17 protein-coding genes are annotated in these 15,797 nt (G+C 35.8%); 15 read left to right on the top strand and 2 right to left on the bottom strand.

Annotated features, from left to right (window positions below; all coding sequences use genetic code 11):
* The first annotated feature begins 63 nt into the window (after positions 1-63).
* On the top strand, positions 64-1,194 hold the full coding sequence (locus PHV78_03765; GenBank protein ID MDD5396342.1) for a glycosyltransferase: 1,131 nt from the start codon (positions 64-66) through the stop codon (positions 1,192-1,194).
* Positions 1,195-1,270: 76 nt separating this feature from the next.
* Positions 1,271-1,723 (top strand): NUDIX domain-containing protein, encoded by a 453-nt coding sequence (locus tag PHV78_03760; GenBank protein MDD5396341.1) that lies wholly within the window; start codon positions 1,271-1,273, stop codon positions 1,721-1,723.
* 117 nt (positions 1,724-1,840) lie between these two features.
* On the opposite strand, the gene PHV78_03755 is transcribed toward PHV78_03760, so the two are convergent.
* On the bottom strand, positions 1,841-2,227 hold the full coding sequence (locus PHV78_03755) for a hypothetical protein (GenBank protein ID MDD5396340.1): 387 nt from the start codon (positions 2,225-2,227) through the stop codon (positions 1,841-1,843).
* 320 nt (positions 2,228-2,547) lie between these two features.
* On the opposite strand from PHV78_03755, the gene PHV78_03750 reads away from it, so the two are divergent.
* The 13 genes from PHV78_03750 (at position 2,548) to typA (ending at position 15,132) form a co-directional block, all read left to right on the top strand.
* Positions 2,548-2,808 carry a DUF5320 family protein gene (locus PHV78_03750; protein MDD5396339.1) on the top strand — a complete coding sequence of 87 codons (261 nt, stop codon included), beginning with the start codon at positions 2,548-2,550 and terminating at the stop codon, positions 2,806-2,808.
* Positions 2,809-2,890: 82 nt separating this feature from the next.
* Positions 2,891-3,172, top strand: a complete 282-nt coding sequence (locus tag PHV78_03745; GenBank protein MDD5396338.1) for a DUF134 domain-containing protein — start codon at positions 2,891-2,893, stop codon at positions 3,170-3,172.
* A 54-nt stretch (positions 3,173-3,226) separates the two neighbouring features.
* Complete coding sequence (locus PHV78_03740) at positions 3,227-3,457, top strand: hypothetical protein (protein MDD5396337.1); 231 nt, start codon at positions 3,227-3,229, stop codon at positions 3,455-3,457.
* Between the two features lie 248 nt (positions 3,458-3,705).
* Positions 3,706-4,338, top strand: coding sequence for a hypothetical protein (locus PHV78_03735; protein MDD5396336.1), 633 nt, complete (start codon positions 3,706-3,708; stop codon positions 4,336-4,338).
* A 248-nt stretch (positions 4,339-4,586) separates the two neighbouring features.
* Entirely contained in the window at positions 4,587-5,213 is a 627-nt protein-coding gene (locus tag PHV78_03730; GenBank protein ID MDD5396335.1) for a Type 1 glutamine amidotransferase-like domain-containing protein, read from the top strand.
* A 225-nt stretch (positions 5,214-5,438) separates the two neighbouring features.
* On the top strand, positions 5,439-8,105 hold the full coding sequence (locus PHV78_03725; GenBank protein MDD5396334.1) for an HAD-IC family P-type ATPase: 2,667 nt from the start codon (positions 5,439-5,441) through the stop codon (positions 8,103-8,105).
* Between the two features lie 208 nt (positions 8,106-8,313).
* A complete protein-coding gene (locus PHV78_03720) occupies positions 8,314-8,697 on the top strand; it encodes a hypothetical protein (protein ID MDD5396333.1) in 384 nt (127 codons plus the stop codon).
* Between the two features lie 24 nt (positions 8,698-8,721).
* Positions 8,722-10,380, top strand: a complete 1,659-nt coding sequence (locus tag PHV78_03715; protein ID MDD5396332.1) for a ribonucleotide reductase N-terminal alpha domain-containing protein — start codon at positions 8,722-8,724, stop codon at positions 10,378-10,380.
* 14 nt (positions 10,381-10,394) lie between these two features.
* Entirely contained in the window at positions 10,395-10,853 is a 459-nt protein-coding gene (locus PHV78_03710) for an NUDIX hydrolase (GenBank protein ID MDD5396331.1), read from the top strand.
* A 181-nt stretch (positions 10,854-11,034) separates the two neighbouring features.
* Positions 11,035-11,577 carry a GreA/GreB family elongation factor gene (locus PHV78_03705; protein MDD5396330.1) on the top strand — a complete coding sequence of 181 codons (543 nt, stop codon included), beginning with the start codon at positions 11,035-11,037 and terminating at the stop codon, positions 11,575-11,577.
* Between the two features lie 190 nt (positions 11,578-11,767).
* Positions 11,768-12,265 carry a PH domain-containing protein gene (locus PHV78_03700; protein MDD5396329.1) on the top strand — a complete coding sequence of 166 codons (498 nt, stop codon included), beginning with the start codon at positions 11,768-11,770 and terminating at the stop codon, positions 12,263-12,265.
* Between the two features lie 70 nt (positions 12,266-12,335).
* Positions 12,336-12,779, top strand: a complete 444-nt coding sequence (locus PHV78_03695) for an SRPBCC family protein (protein ID MDD5396328.1) — start codon at positions 12,336-12,338, stop codon at positions 12,777-12,779.
* Between the two features lie 538 nt (positions 12,780-13,317).
* On the top strand, positions 13,318-15,132 hold the full coding sequence (typA, locus tag PHV78_03690) for a translational GTPase TypA (GenBank protein MDD5396327.1): 1,815 nt from the start codon (positions 13,318-13,320) through the stop codon (positions 15,130-15,132).
* 197 nt (positions 15,133-15,329) lie between these two features.
* Here typA and PHV78_03685 read toward each other — a convergent pair whose 3' ends face one another.
* Positions 15,330-15,767 carry a hypothetical protein gene (locus tag PHV78_03685; GenBank protein ID MDD5396326.1) on the bottom strand — a complete coding sequence of 146 codons (438 nt, stop codon included), beginning with the start codon at positions 15,765-15,767 and terminating at the stop codon, positions 15,330-15,332.
* Positions 15,768-15,797 lie beyond the last annotated feature (30 nt).

Below are 15,797 nucleotides of genomic sequence, written 5' to 3'. Positions count from 1 at the left end.
TCTTGCATAAGGGACCCCAGAAGAGCCTTAACAATAAGTTCTTTTTTAGTATAATTAAAAAATATGACAATAGCAACAAATGTTACAAGAGAATACCTTGGCGGAATCACGAGGTCCAATATTAGTTTTATAAATTTTCTTTATGGAAAAAGTAAAGGAATTATTGGTTTAGAGTTAAATAATAGAAGATATGTGTTGGGCCCTGATATTTTTAAGCATCTTCCTTCGCCCTGGTTTAATCATCACATTATAAACATTCATGACATTTCAATATATAAAGCTATTTATTCTTCAAAATCTCTTAAGGATTTAGAAAAAAAATATCGTCCTATTATTAAAATAATTAAGGCAATATTAATTAAGAACAAGCCAAGAGTAGTTTTTTTAAACGGAACATATTATGTACCTTGGCTTATGTCTATTGCTGCTTATGAGCTTAAAATCCCGATAGTTTTAAGATATGCTGGGGTCTACTCAAAGGAAACAAAGAACGAAAAACCAAAGGCAAAGAAATTTTTTAATCAAATAGAAAAATCTTTTCAGAAAAGAGTTAATTATTTTATTTTTCCATCACGTTTATGTAGGAATGTGGTTGAAAAAGAGATTATAAATAAAAAAATAAAAAATTCTTTTATAATACCCAATCCATTTAATATTCCCGCAGGAAAAATAACTTTTAAGGGTTTGAAGCGGCGTATTGCTGCCGTTGGCAGATGGGATGAGATAAAAAATTTTAAGGAATTTTTTAATATTCATAAAACATTGCTAAAAAAAGGGTGGAGGCATAAAGCTTCATTTGTTACGGGAGGAGCAAAAATTAAAAATTTCCCAAATAAAATAAATAGACTTATGCCTATGACACACGACAAACTTTTAAAATTTTATTTATCACAAGGACTTATTGTTTGTCCTTCGTCGTTTGAAACTTTTGGGAATGTTCCAATAGAAGCTGCATGTATGGGGGTCCCTGCCCTTGTTAGTGAAAACATGGGCTGTGCTGAAGTTTTTAAAATGGCGGGTTTAGAAAATTTGATAGTGTCTTTTAATGATACTAAAAAAACGGTTGAGAAAATAATGTCTTTATGTGGTCAACAAATAATACCTAAAAAAATTAATAATTTAAGAAAAATTCTTAATCCTAGGGTTATTAATGCTCAAATAATGTCAGTCATCAAACGGGCTAGTTCTAAGTAAAATAGTTGCATAAGGGACCCCAGATCGGTTTATTATAACTATTGCCATTTGGTAATTCTTTGATAGAATAAATGATATGGGAAAACCATTTTCTTTAAAAGAATTTAAGCAAATATATTCCAAGGTTCCAAGATTAACCATTGAGCTTGTTGTTAAAACAAAAAAAGGAATAGTCTTAACTCTAAGAGACCTTCCGCACTGGTATAATCAATGGCATATTCCAGGGGGAACGGTTTTGTATAACGAAACGATAAGAAGGGCGGCTACTAGAATTTCTAAAGAAGAGATTGGTGTTTCGGTTAAAATAATAAAAAGCATTGGCTTTATTGAATATCCTAGCGAACGGAAAGAGCGGGGATATGGACGAACAATTGGTTTAGCTCTTTTATGTAAACCCGAATCAGAAAAATTTAAACTTAATAAAGAAGCTACAAAAATAGCAATTTTTAACAAGTTGCCTAATAATATAATTTCGGAACAAAGAAAGTTTTTAAATTTTCACCTTAAACAACTTCGCAACAGGTTCTAACGTCCTTGCATAGGTGACCTCCTTAAAATAAAAAGAGAGTAAGTGATTACTCTTTTTTTGTTAACTGAAAAGGGGTCACGCTACTGTTCGTGTCCCCTTATTTGTCGGAACGAGGCCTTAGCCTCTGACGACTTTCTGGTCGTGGCTGTTTTGGTGTAGTCTCATCAGCGTGTTGATAGCTCCGGCGATGATGGTCGTTACAAACGTAGGAGCGAAGACATGGAAGATGGTGGCGGTGCTTGGCATGAAGGGTAGGCTCACCAAGAAAGAGACTGCGCCTACCATCAGCCAACTATATCCCGTGATGACGTCGAAGTTGGGTGCAGGTGACTGTGTCCGTTTGTGGTTGCGAGCCCACCATCTGCGGTCCTCGACATCGAAGTAGAGAACCAATACTGCATACAACAGAATGCCGATGAGGCCAGGGAGGGGCTTGTGGGTCGTGGCGAAAATGCACCCCCACGTCAAAACGCTATACGTTGCAAACAGGGCCAGCTTTTTCATGAGTTACCTCCTTGAGAATATCCTTGTCGTGAGACAAGGGATTAGAAGACTCTATTGAATTCTGTACTTATATCATATCACATTTTATCCTTTTGTCAAGACCCCCATTTTAGCCATATTTATCAATATCCGGGTTCTAACGTCCTTGCATAAGGGACCTAGAGAAGACTTGAGTCTAAAAAGTGTTGCTAATTAGGCGATTTTTTTATTTTAACTTATCCACAGGTATAATTTGACAAAAGATAGTTTTGAATATATATTCATAATAGGCAGGGATAATAAAGGTCACTCTGCCATTATCAACAACTAACTTTAAAACTATGCCAAAATTAGATGGAACTGGTCCAATGGGACAAGGTGCTGGTACTGGTCGAGGGATGGGTCCTTGCGGTGGTGGTATGGGAATGAGGCGGGGCCGTGGTTGCGGATGCGGATGCGGCTATGGCTATAGCTTCGGTTTTAGAAGATTTATCTCTCCTAAAAATGAACTAGCTGCTTTAGAAAAAGAAGAAAAAAATCTTGAAGAAAAGCTGGCGGCAATTCGTGAAGAAAAAGCTGCCCTGAAAGACCAGCAAAAATAAAAGAAGGCACCGGGAACCGGCCTCTTTGCAATAAGGGGCCGGGGGCCTTCTTCCAAAAAAAGATTAACATAAAATATAGAATATGACAAGACCACAAATATCAAGATTAATAAAATTCAATCCAAACGTAGTTTACTTTAAGCCAAGAGCCGTTCCTCTTTCAATGTTAGAAGAGGTTGAATTGAAGGCTGATGAATTAGAAGCAATTAGACTGTGTGATTCTAAAAATTTTGAGCAAACAGAGGCGGCGAAGAAAATGAAGATTTCCCAAAGCACATTACAAAGAATTCTAACATCAGCTAGACAAAAAATTGCCGAGGCTTTGGTTGAAGGCAAAGCGATTAAAATAAAAAAGAATCAATAAATATTTTTTTAATTTTCTTCTGATTTAATACGATTAACATTAATAAAGATTATTATGAAAAAAACTATTTTAACCCAATTTATAATCTTGCTGGGCGGCACCATATTCGCTTGGGTTATCTTTACGATTGAATTGGTTAATTGGCTCAACAAACGAGTCTGCACTACTGGCTGCGTTCAGGGTCTGGTTAATCCCTTTTTGACGCCTTGTTTTTACGGAGCGATATTTTTTACCATTGCCTTTATCTTAAGTGCTGTAATTTTAAAGGGAATAAGAAATAAGTAATTTTGATTATCTATTTTTAGTCCAAATTATAGTTAATAAAGAATATTGTAATTTTACGTAGCGAAATGGCTTTAGCCAAGCAGATTTTATCTAAATCCACTCTCTCACAAACCCAAATCTCTCTTTATCAAAACAGGTTCTAATAGTGTCTAATAGACCACCCCAGAAGTTTTTATTATAACTATTGCCATTTAGGCGGTTTTTTGATAGAATAAACGAAAGGTCGATTTATTAAAACTAAAAAAACTATGGAAAATATCAAAAAAATTAAATTATTCGTAGTTATTTTAACAATGGTTCTTGTCTTTTCTTTAGCTTTTAGCGTTAATGCGAGAGCACAAAACATGAATCAAGTACAAAGTCGTGAACAGAATCAAGAGATGAATGTAGGGCAGGAACAGAATCAGGAACAGAATCAGGAACAGAATCAGGAACAATTACAAGCTCAACAACAGGAACAGCTTTCGGTTCAAGCCCACAAAAGCACCGTAACAAATTTTGTTCAAAGTCTTTTAGGGGTTGCTGACAGAGAGGAGGGAATCGGAGAGCAAGTTAGAGTAATCGCTCAAGAACAAAATCAATCAACGGAAAAATCCCTTCAATCAATGGAAAAAATTCAGACCAGAAGTCAAATTAAAACATTTCTTTTTGGTTCTGATTACAAAAACCTCGGTGCTTTAAGAAGTGAAACCGTTAGAACTAGAAACAGGTTAGAGCAATTAAACAGGTTAATGGAAAATAATCAAAACGAAGGCGATCAAACAGAAATCCAGAGTCAAATTAAAATATTAGAGCAGGAACAGACAAAAATTGAAAATTTTATAAAGGCACAAGAAGGAAAATTTAGCCTATTTGGTTGGTTATTGAAATTGTTTAATTAATTATTACCAATAATAATTATTCTAAAAGTCGTTCTTTAAAAAGAGCGATTTTTAGAATTAAAGGTAATTAAATTAAGCTAACCTAAAAGTTCGAAAATCGTCTCAGTCTTCCAGAAAAACACATCTCGAGTTAAGGGGTAGGGTAGCAACAGGTTCTAACATTCTTGCATCCGCCAACTGGCGGAGTGACCCCAGACCGTTTTTATATAACTATTGCCATTTGGGCAATTTTTATTTATAATTAAAATATGAAATTAATACTTGGATCAGATTATACATTTATTCTTAAGTACGGTTTTAATTTAACTGGCATTTCAAAGAGTGAGATGAAAATCGGTCATATTATAACTGCCTATAAAGTGTCTCGTACTCATATAGATTTTTTCAAGAAAATAACAGAGACGATAAAAGAAAATGGCTATAATATCGAAGATTTTGATATAGAAGGGAAAACCAAGCAGGAAATAAAAGATTTTTTTAAAGATAAAAATGTCGTTTACATTGAAGCCGGTAATACTTTCTATTTATTAAAAGCGATAAGAGAAACCGGTTTTGCCGATATTCTTAAAGAGCTACTTGATGAAGGTAGAGTTTATGTTGGCACAAGTTGCGGGTCTTATATTATGTGTCCAACCATCGAGGTAGCCAATTGGAATCAAGACGGTAAAGATAAATTTGGAATAACTGATTATACTGCCTTAAATTATGTGCCCTTTGTTCTAAAGGTTCATTATAATGATGATAAAGAAGAATCAGTGAGGCGAAACTTAAAAAACCTCAAACATCCATTGCATATATTACGAGATGGACAGGGCATGTTTTGCGAAGACGGTATTTGTGGGTTTATCGGAGACGGTCAAGAAGTTAAATTTTAAAAAATAATCTATGAACGAAGAATTATTTGATATAGTTGATGAAAATGATAACCTTAAATTTTTTGTCATATATCGTAAGTAATTCCGCCAGAAATAAAAGTATGGTGATAGAATAATAATATCCGAAATAATTATAATTTTAATAAATTTAACTCTTCATGATACAATATATAATAGTTTGTGTTTACATATAAGTCATTTAATTTATAATTTCAATTTTTTAAAATGAGCAGTATATTAAAAGAATTAAATAGTAAAATTATTTGGCACGCCATTTCTATAAATGAAGTAATAAAACACTTTTATTCTGATTTGAAAAATGGTTTATCGATGGATCAAGTAGAGATTAACCAAAAAAAATTTGGTAAGAACAAACTTCCTCAAGAAAAACCACTATCTCAGTTGATAATTTTTTTAGAGCAATTGAAGAGCCCCTTAATTTACATCCTACTATTAGCCGGAATAATAACTTTATTATTGAAAGAATATACTGATTCCGGGGTGATTTTTTTCGCTGTATTTATAAATACATTTGTGGGTTATATACAGGAAAGCAAGTCGTCAAAAGCTCTTAGAAAACTAAAAAATGTTTTAAGTATAAAGACCATTGTTTTAAGAGATGGAAGAGAGAAAGAGGTTTTAGCAGAAGAACTTGTTCCTGGGGATATCGTTTTATTAAGGCCCGGGGACAAGGTACCAGCGGATGGCAGATTGATAGATGTAAATAATTTAAAAGTTAATGAATCGACTTTAACCGGAGAATGGTTATCAGCATCAAAAGATAATAAAATTTTAGAGGAGGGCATTTCACTTGCGGATAGAGATAATATGGTTTATATGGGCACCGTTGTTGAAGATGGTCGTGCTAAGTTTATTGTCACAAGCAGTGGAATAAAAACAGAAATTGGCAAGATTACTAGCTTGGTTAGGGGCGCAAAAGAAGATGCAACACCTTATCAAAAAAAATTAGCTAATTTTTCTAAAATTATTGGACTCATAATATTATTAATTTGTTTTGCTGTTTTTATTGAGGGTATTTTAGTCGGTAGAAATTTTTTTGAAATTTTTGTTACAGCTGTTGCTGTGGCCGTGGCATCTATTCCTGAGGGCCTACCAGTAGCAATGACAGTTATTTTAGCTATTGGTATGCAGAAAATTTTTAAAAAAAATGGTTTAGTAAGAAAATTGTCTGCAGCTGAGACGCTTGGTAGTACATCAATAATTGCAACCGATAAAACAGGCACATTAACAGAAGGAAAAATGAGTGTAGCGGGAGTTTACACATACGCTGAAAGTAGTCCAGAAGATGAAAGTTTAGTTATTAAAATAGCTATTTTATGTAGTGAGTCTTTTATCGAAAATCCAGAAGATAAACCAGAAAATTGGAAAATTACAGGAATGTCTACGGAAAAATCAATAATTTTAGAGGGGGCTAAATATGATTTCATTAAAAATAAATTAGAAGAATTAGAACCGCAAATTGATCAGATTTCATTTAGTTCTGAATATAAATATTCTACCACACTAAGAAAATCATCTACCAATAATAATGAAAATATTATTTATATGAAAGGTGCTCCGGAGGTAATTTTAGAGAAATCAAAATATTTATATTCAAAAAACAAGAAAATTGAAATAAATAGGGAGCTAAGGGATTTTTTAAACAAAAAGTACGAAAAATTAACTACCGATGGGTATAGAGTTTTAGGCACAGCCTATAAAAACATACAAAGTCAGCACTTAAATCCTGACGAATCTCTACATGATTTAATTTTTGCAGGATTTATTTTTTTAGAAGATCCAGTTCGCAAATCAGCAAAACAGGCTATACAAAAATGTTATCAGGCAGGAATGCGGGCTATTATTGTTACCGGAGATCATAAATTAACCGCAAAGTCGGTTGCAAATAAATTGGGATTAAATATAAAAGACAAAAATATTTTAGAGGGTAGAGATTTAGACAAAATGTCAGAGGAGAAATTTAATTCTAGATTTAAAGATATAGATATTTATGCACGAGTTGAACCTAAACATAAGCTAAGAATTATAAAAGCCTGGCAGGCCGTAGGAGAGGTGGTTGCCATGACAGGCGATGGAATTAATGATACTCCGGCGCTAAAACAAGCTAATATAGGAGTTGCTTTGGGGTCTGGAACAGAAGTCGCAAAAGAGGTTTCAGATATGGTTCTTCTAACAGATGATTTTTCTGTTATTGTATCAGCGGTAGAAGAGGGTAGATCAATCTTAGATAATATAAGAAAGGTAATTACATATCTCTTATCAGATAGTTCTACCGAGATAGTTTTAATAGGGGTTAGTATAATGTTGGGTCTTCCTCTGCCAGTGACAGCTGTTCAGATTTTATGGATCAATTTACTAGAAGATGGGCTTCCCAATATTGCCCTAGCATTTGAGCCGAAAGAAAAAGATTTAATGAAACAAAAACCACAAAGTAAAAATACCCCCCTATTAACAAAAGAAATGAAGATAATTATTTTTGTTATAGGTTTATTAACTGATTTTATACTTTTAGGATTGTTTTTTTGGCTCTGGAATAATAATCATAATATAGAATATGTAAGAACAATTATATTTGCCTCCCTTGCCGTGGATTCTATGTTGTATGTTTTTTGCTGTAAGAGTTTAAGAAAAAATTTGTGGAATATTAATCTGCTGAATAATAAGTTTTTAGTTGGTGCGTGGTTTTTGAGTATTCTGGGTTTGTTATTAGCAGTATATTTACCATTTTTAAATCGATTATTGGGCACAGTTGCCTTGCCAGCATCCCCATGGATAATTATAGGGGGACTGGGACTAATAAATGTTTTGTTAATTGAAATAGTAAAATACTATTTTATTGTTAAACATAAAAAAACATATAAATTAGTTTAATATCAGACGGATATTCTGTTGAGGTTATAGATAAAGGAGAATGCGGGGGCAATCTTATAGTATGCAAACATAAATACTATGGTCTAAGGTGGTTTATAATTTATTTTCCGGGAATTTTTTTGGCTTATGGTGCAAGACCGGCCCTAATCTTTCTGTATAAGGGTTTTTGGCCTCTTGCTTTAAAAATTTTTCTGATTATAATTAGTTTATGAATCAAAAAATAAATAAATTTATATATTGGGCGCCAAGAATTTTATCAATAATATTTATCTTTTTTTTAACCTTATTTTCGCTTGATATTATTTCTCCCGAATTAAGTTTTTGGCAAATAATTATAGGATTATTTATACATAATATCCCGGTATTTATTCTATTAATTATTTTGATAACATTTTGGAAACGAGAGATCATTAGCGGAATTGTCTTTATTATGGCCGGTATATTATATGTTATATTAATATTGGTTAATATATTAAAAGATTCATTTCAGTGGTATATGGTATCTTGGATTTTAATGGTTGCTGGTCCGGCATTCTTTATAGGAGTTTTATTTATTATTAATTGGGTAAGGAAAAAACAAAATAGGTTCTAACATTCTTGCATCTGCCTTCGCCGATTGGCGAATGGCGGAGCCACCCCAAAATATAAAAAATTAAATACTTTATTTTATAATAATTTCATTAACCAAATGACACTAGAACACTTTGAAGCAAGTAATCCAAAACATTCAGAAGAAACAGAAGGATTTATTAGCGAAGAGGCTTTGTATAAATTCGGTATTGCCGAAAAAGGCGAAAATATTTTGAGAATTTTCCAGCGAGTGGTAGATGCCGTGGCAGAAGTCGAAACGATTTATTCGGATCAGGAGCGCGTCGATCGGTTTAAGGCCCAAATCTTTCAGCTTTTAAAAGACAAAAAATTTATTCCCAGCACGCCTATTTTAATGAATGCTGGAAGAATGAAAAACGAGCCGTTATCGGCTTGCATTGTTCCGTCAGTTGACCTTGGGGGCGATTTATCTAGGGTTAAAAGGGTTGTAGACAATTTACATAATAGTGGAATGGGTACGGGTTTTAATTTTGATGATATTGAGGATCCAACTCCAATTATTGAATATTTAAATAATATAGCAATCGAAGGACAGGCAAGTGATAAGCAGCTTAGACCAGTTGGGAATATGGGGTCCTTAGCTATTACTCATCCAAGAATAACCGATTTTATTCAGATTAAGAATGCTCATAAAAATCGTCCTTGGATATTTAATTTTTCAGTGAATGTTGACGAGGACAGCGCTCATAAAATTAAAAACGGCGAACCAATTATTTCAAAGGATGGCCGCACCGTTTCTTCAACGGAGATAATAGATCAGATGGCAAGATCTATATATACTAGCGGTGAGCCAGGATTGTCTTTTGTTGATCGATTGAATAGGGATAATCAGGTGCCAAGTGCCGGAGCATATAAATCACTAGCACCATGCGGAGAAGTAGGCTTGGCCGAAGGAGAAACATGCCAGTTTTCCTATATTAATCTTGGTCAATTTGTTAATGATGGTTCAATTGATTATGATGGACTAAAACAAGCGATTGAATTGGTGGTGAGATTCCTTGACGATACTGTTGAATATAATATTTCACGATATGAAAGTGATGCAAGTAGGGACATAGCAAAGAAAAAAAGGAAAATTGGCCTCGGGGTTTGCGGCTTTGCAGATTTATTAGCCAAGTTAAAAATTGATTATGCTAGTCCTGAGGCTATAGAGTTGGCTAGAAATATTTTTAGTTTTATAAATTATATTTCAAAAAAAACATCATCAGAATTAGCTTTAGAGCGCGGGGCTTTTGGTGATTTTGAAAAATCCAGGTATGTCGGAGATGATAGTATTATTAGAAGATATTCTCGTCAAGAAACCGAAACTGTTTCTAGAGACAGTTGGTTGGCTCTTGATGCAGAGATTAGGGAGCACGGGATTAGAAATTGCGCCACTGTTTCTTTGCCTCCTACCGGCCGGTCGTGCCTTATTATCAAGGCTTCTCAATCCATAGAACCATTCTTTCGTGACATGTTAAGGATCTCACCGAAGGATCAGTTGTTAATAATATCAGCCATACAGGAATTTGTAGATGAATCAATTTCTAAAACCGTGAATGTTTCCGAAGATACCACGGTAGATGAAATAAAAAATATTTTATTAATGGCCATTGATTTAAATTTAAAAGGTATTACGATCTATAGAGATAAGTCTCGAAACGGGCAACCAATAAAAATTCAATAATTAAGCCTTAGTTCATGGAAAAATATAATTTTCAATATTGCCAGAAAACAGTAGTCTTCTCCAAGGATATGACAAGTGTTTTACTATGCAAGAGAAAGGGAGAGAATGATTATGATGGGGTATACTCTTTTATAGGCGGTAAAATGGAAACTCCAGATAAATCTTTTATCGCCGGTTTGCAAAGGGAAAAAAACGAAGAGGTCGGAGGAGGATTTAAAATAGAAATTTATCCCATTTTCACGATTAATCATATTTACTTAAAGAAAAGCGGTGATTCTATGATTTTGCCACATTTTTATGCCCGCCATATTGAAGGAGAAATTATATTAAGCGATGAATATAGTGAATATCAATGGGTAGCGATTAATAAATTGACTCAATTCGAGCCAAAAATTTCCACCATTCCTGATGTTGTTAATAAATTATTAGAATTAAAAAAAATAATTAAAAATGAAGATTTGATCGTTATTTGATTATTTAAAATAATAGAGTGAAGTTTAACTGTCGTTTATGTCGCGACGATATTTTTTTTAAAAAAAATAAAAGCCCAAACAGAGGATTAATTCCTTTAAAAATTGTTTACTTGACAAAAAGTAAAAAAATGATATATTAATAGTGTTAGAGAGAGCTACTATAGTCTAGAAAGGAGGTCTAATGGAAAACATAATGTTTCGAGAAACGCTTATGCTCCTTCAAAAAGAACACGCAAGTCTAATGAAGGAGTTAGAGCGAGTATCGGGACAGGTTGGGAGATCGTACGAGACTGGTGGTGGTTGGCACGACAATCCTGATTGGTTGAACCTGCTGCGGCAGCAAAAGAGCCGGATGCAGAACCTGGCAACGGTTCGGCAATTTCTGCACGATCCTAAGTTCATCGAAGACCTGCCGCCCGAAAGCGGAGTTCTTCCAACAGTCAGGCCAGGAATGTGCGCCAAAACGCTGGACATCGACACTCAAGAGATGGATGTTTACGGGATCGTAGGAGCCGCCGATCTGGTTTTTAACCCACGCTATCGGGAATCTAAAGGAAGAGAGATTTGTTTTGCCTCGGTTGATTCTCCGTTGGCTCAACAACTGTTAGGCAAAACAATGGGCGAGATGGTGACGCTAATGTTGCCGAGAAAAGTCCTAAGCGTGATGATCCTGAGCGTTTTCCCAATAGTGGACCACACAGAGGAAACAGAAGATGAGCCATAGACAAACGTCTGTGGCTCATTTCAGATAAAAATATCATTAAAAAAGTAAGTCTATATTCCAGCTTGTCAATTCTTAGGTTCTAATCTGCCTGCTAGTGGGCAGGCGTCCTTGCATCCGCACCTTGACTTATTACTATTTTATTGTATATTGGGAATTAAGGTTTTATTAATAATAAATTTTATTTATCATTATGCAACAATTAGACCCTAAGGCGGTTTGGTTATTTTTCTTCAGGGGCATTTCTCGGTTTCTTATTCTGTTAGTAATATTGTGCATTGCCTTACTTAAACTAATTATAACGGAATGGACTTCATTGGCTTCTTTTGTTTTTTGGGCAGTGGCTGTTATTGTTGTTGGTCTTATTTGGTGTTTTGTATGGTCGAAATTGTTTTATCGTTCTTGGCGCTATGAACTTACTGATGACGCTATTAAAGTTGAAAAAGGGGTTATTTGGAAAAAATATACTTCGATTCCCTATGAAAGAATACAAAATATTGATATTTATCGGGGTTTGCTTGGCAGAATGTTAGGGCTAAGCGATTTACAGGTTCAAACAGCCGGCTATTCTACTTATGGTAATAACAGAAACATGAGCGAAGGTAGATTTTTTGGTCTTAAGATTCAAGTTGCTGAAGAATTAAGGGAACAGCTGATTAAGAGGGCCAAGGGAACTAAGCAAGGATTATAAATTATCTGATGGGTGACTTCAACATAAAAAGAGCCTTGATAAAGGACTCTTTTTATAATATAATAATTATATGAAAACAATTATTTTAAAAGCCTCTTGGATTATAAAAGCTTCTCGAGAAGAAATTTATAGAATAATGAGCGACTTTGAAAATATGCCCAAATATTTTCCAGCGGTAGCCGAATCCATTCGCGTTATTAAGCGAGAGGGTAATCATCTCATTATGGAGATTAAAGCTAAAACATTTGGCCGAACTATTTCAGCACAGATGGACACCCAACTGCATCCGCCCCTTGGATATGTTTCGGACAATAAAAGTGGCATTGGCACTTCTGGTCATGAAGAATTTTTAATGGAAGAAATTACAGGGGGGACGAAAATTAATTATACCTATAATATTGAGTTAAAAAGTTTTATTCTCCGCATTTTCGCTAAACCATTAATTGGTTGGTATGCAATGCGTTTTTGGAAACATGCCGTTATAGACAAATTAAAAGAAATGTTAGAGAAATAATATTATAATCCCGGTTATAATCTGTCTGCGGCGATAAACGGGCGTCCCTGCATCCGTCAACTAGTGGAGCCGCCTCCTCAAGATAAAAAGAGGCGAGAGTAATCTCGTCTTTTTTTGTAAAAGCAAAAGGCTCACGTCGAGTCCCATTTGCTGGAGACTCTTGGTGAGCCTATCCCAAGAAAGGGAAGGCTACCCTGGGGTCGAGGGAGATGGACGTCAGTAAAGACGCAGCCCCAATCCCAGTCATCGTCACCTTCCACCAGCTTAGGTGTGTGTAGAAGCAGAGGATGACCCCTACAACAAGGGCCGTACATCCTATCCAGAGCATCCAGTTTGCAGTCCTGATCTTTGTCATAAAGCCTCCTGAGTTCAATATTTACATTTTATCACATTTTGCGCTTTTGTCAAGATGACGGTTGACAATTTTTACTATTTTTGTTAGAATAATAAAAGCTAAAATAATTAAGGCTATTTCTGGAAGAATAATAATCTTCTTGATGGACAGGAAGATTTTTATTTTATAGCTGCGAAATAAAATATGAAACAAATTAGAAACGTCGCTATCATTGCTCACGTAGACCACGGCAAAACAACGCTCGTGGATGCTTTACTTAGACAATCGCAAACTCACTTAAAAAAAGAAGTCGCGCAAAATATTTGTATTATGGATAGTAATGAATTAGAAAGAGAAAGAGGGATTACTATTTTTTCCAAAAATGCTTCAGTAGAGTGGCATGATCTGAAGATAAAGATTATCGACACTCCCGGTCATGCTGACTTCGGGGGAGAAGTTGAGCGTGTTTTAAAAATGGCCGATGGATGCCTTTTGCTAGTTGACGCTAAGGAAGGTCCGATGCCACAGACAAGATTTGTTTTAAAAAAGGCACTGGAGACAAAACATAAAATAATTGTGGTCATTAATAAAATCGACAAACCAGATGCTCGGCCAAATTTTGTTTTAGATAAAACCTTTGATTTATTTTTAGAACTTGGGGCTGACGATGAAACCGCTGAATTCCCGGTAGTTTATGCTTCTTCAAAATTAGGTAAAGCAGGAACGCAAGCAAATTTGGATAAAATGACAGATATTATTCCCATTTTTGAAGCTATTGAAAAATATATTCCGGCGCCAAAATCTGATTCGCAAGCGACCCTGCAAATGTTAGTAACAACCACTACTTATGATAATTTTAAGGGCCGTATTGCCATTGGTCGGTTGCAAAACGGCACTTTAAGGGCCGGCCAAGAAGTGTCCCACATTAATCGCACGGGTGAAATTAAAAATTGCCGTCTTACCAGCTTAATGAATTTCTCGGGACTAGAGAGAGTAGAGGTTGATAAAGTCGAGGCCGGAGATCTTGTTGCTATAGCCGGGATTTCAGATATCAATATTGGTGAAACAATTAGTGACGTTAATAATCCGACCGCCTTACCGGTTTTAAAAATTGACGAACCTACGGTTAAAATGATTTTTTCTATTAATTCTTCTCCTTTTGCCGGCAAAGAAGGGCAATTTAGCACCTCTCGTCAAATCAGAGAACGTCTTTACAAAGAGCTTGAAACAGATATGGCCTTGAGAGTTGAAGATAGTCAAACCGGCGAATGGATTGTGTCTGGACGAGGAGAATTACATTTGGCTATTTTAATTGAAAGAATGAGACGTGAAGGATATGAATTTCAGGTTTCGCGTCCCCAGGTGATTGAAAAAGAAATTAATGGTCAGAAGATGGAACCATGGGAATTGATTTTTATCGATGTGCCGGAACAATATGCCGGTATTATTATTCAAAAACTTGGCAATGTTCAGGGCCAACTTTTAAAAATGAAAACAGAAGACGGTATTACCAATCTTGAGTTTACCGTTCCTACCGCCGGACTCTTTGGATTCAGAAGCGGGTTTTTAACAGATACTCGAGGCCTGGGCATTATGAACACTCTTTTTGATGGTTATCGGCCAAAGACTGACAAGAAGATTGAACGAAATCATGGTTCATTAGTTGCTCATGAATCGGGAATTACTTGTTTGTATGGTTTATTAATTGCTCAGGGTCGCGGTATTTTATTTTATGGCCCAGGTGAAAAGGTTTATAAAGGAGAAGTGGTTGGCCAAAATAGTCGCACTCAAGATATGAGAGTTAATGTTTGTAAAGAGAAGAGGCTTAGTAATATGCGTTCCCGAGGCGAAGGCACGGCTGAACATTTTAACGCTCCGCAAATAATGGACCTTGAAGATGCCCTGGAGTATATTGGTGATGATGAATTAGTAGAAGTAACGCCAAAGAACATACGTATCAGAAAAATAATTTTAGACGAAACAGAAGAACTAAGAAGGCAAAAAGGAATAAAATCATAACTTTAAATAATTATTAATGTTTATTTTGGTAATAGTTTAGTTGCGTCCGTCAACAGGCGGGCCCCCCAAAAAAACAAAAAAAAAGAAAGCGAGAGTAATCTCGTCTTTTTATAATAATCAAATGGGCTCGCGAGTAGGCGAAACCCATTTGGTTTTGCTTTCTGCGAGCCCTACTTATTTTGTTCTCCGAGGGCGTACTAGAGCTCCGCCTCGGTGCTGCCTATAGCCCACAGACACAGCATTACGAAGGCGACGACGCCGACGTAGAGACCACCGACGATTGCGCAGACGATGTGAGCCGGTGATCTTGCGGCGGCAAAGGTGAGAGTGAGCGAGACGATGAAGTTGAGGAGGTAGGTACAGAGGATGACCTTCCAGGCGGCGAAAGGGAATCTGTTGGAACGGGCATCCCATTCGGCCAGGACAAACATCGCTATCACACCTACGATCACGGACGCGACAAGAATTGTGGTAGTCAACCATCCCGAGGTCTTGGCGCTCATCACCAGTCCTCCCTTGATCATCGGGTATAGACCGGGAGAGGCCACCAAGATCATAATCAGGATAGTGATTGCTATCCCGGCGATGTCTTGATACCGCGATGGGCGGTTGACCCTCATCGTTGCTTCTGCCATGGTTCCTCCAGTGTTTTGCGTGCTTTGCGA

It is taken from the genome of Patescibacteria group bacterium (assembly GCA_028715115.1).
Classification (GTDB): domain Bacteria; phylum Patescibacteriota; class Patescibacteriia; order UBA2591; family UBA4787; genus JAQUSN01.
This window is presented reverse-complemented; position numbering and strand designations above follow the sequence as displayed.